Here is a 937-nt window from a genome sequence, read left to right as displayed (position 1 = left end):
TCGCCGCAACGGCCACCGTCAGCGCGTCCGCCCAGCTGTCGACGTCGTGCGTCTCGCCGAGGATCTTGATCACCGAGGGCGTCGTGCCGGTGTAATCGTCGACATCATCCGACTCGCTCGATGCCGACTCCGCAGCGAGGTCGTCGCGACTCATGTTCCGGAGGAGCATGTTGACCGTCTCGGCGAACTCCTGGTACGCGCCCTGGAGGAAGACGAACTTCTCGCTCTGTTTGTCGTAGGCATATCGCTCGGCGACCGCTTGGACGCCGCGTTCGGCGGTGGAGAGTGTCTTGTCGGGGTTCGGTGTCCACATGTCGAGCAGTTCGATGTCGCGGTTGCCCCGGCTGTACTGGCGGAGGGTGTTGTCGATGTCGGTGGACTTGCCCATCTTGATGTCCATGATTTTGAGCCCGGAGTATTCGAGGTGAGAAATCCGAATCGCGTAGACCACGTCGCTCATAGACAGGTCTTGTGAGAGTGGTCTCTTGAGTATTTTGAGAGGTAGAAAGCGGCTCTATTACTGATTTTACTTTCACTTTGAGGCGATCTACTTTATATATCGGAAATAAAGTTTAATTGACAGTGTTGTGGATACTGCCAATCCGTAGATAATCCCTCTATGTCAACTGACACAGACTCGGACGGCGACGTTGACCTCGGTACTACCGGCGAGCGTGTGGAAAGAATCAAAAGTCTAGGTATGCCGCATGCGGCTATTGACCGATTTCTCGAAAGCCGTGACCTCCGAATCCCTGGTCGAGGCCCCCACTACCTGAAGCGTGTTATTGAGATATTGGATGATGACCAGTTGTTGGAGCTAATTCGACAACACAAGTATGCCGGTAGACAAACTCTGAATTATTTTATTATAAAAGGTATCAGTAATTACGACTTGGATGAAATAGAGGACCAAGTCGAAAAGCGCCTACCTACGCAG

At 52.8% G+C, this 937-nt stretch carries 1 protein-coding gene and 1 pseudogene; one reads left to right on the top strand and one right to left on the bottom strand.

The window, feature by feature from the left end; all coding sequences use genetic code 11:
• The coding region (locus DVK07_RS19735) for a hypothetical protein (protein WP_121598532.1) at nt 1-460 on the bottom strand (460 nt) is incomplete at its 3' end.
• A 159-nt stretch (nt 461-619) separates the two neighbouring features.
• On the opposite strand from DVK07_RS19735, the pseudogene DVK07_RS23865 reads away from it, so the two are divergent.
• A pseudogene (locus tag DVK07_RS23865) lies at nt 620-937 on the top strand (hypothetical protein); the annotation flags it as partial.

It is taken from the genome of Halorubrum sp. Atlit-26R (genome assembly GCF_003666015.1).
Classification (GTDB): Archaea; Halobacteriota; Halobacteria; order Halobacteriales; family Haloferacaceae; genus Halorubrum.
This window is presented reverse-complemented; position numbering and strand designations above follow the sequence as displayed.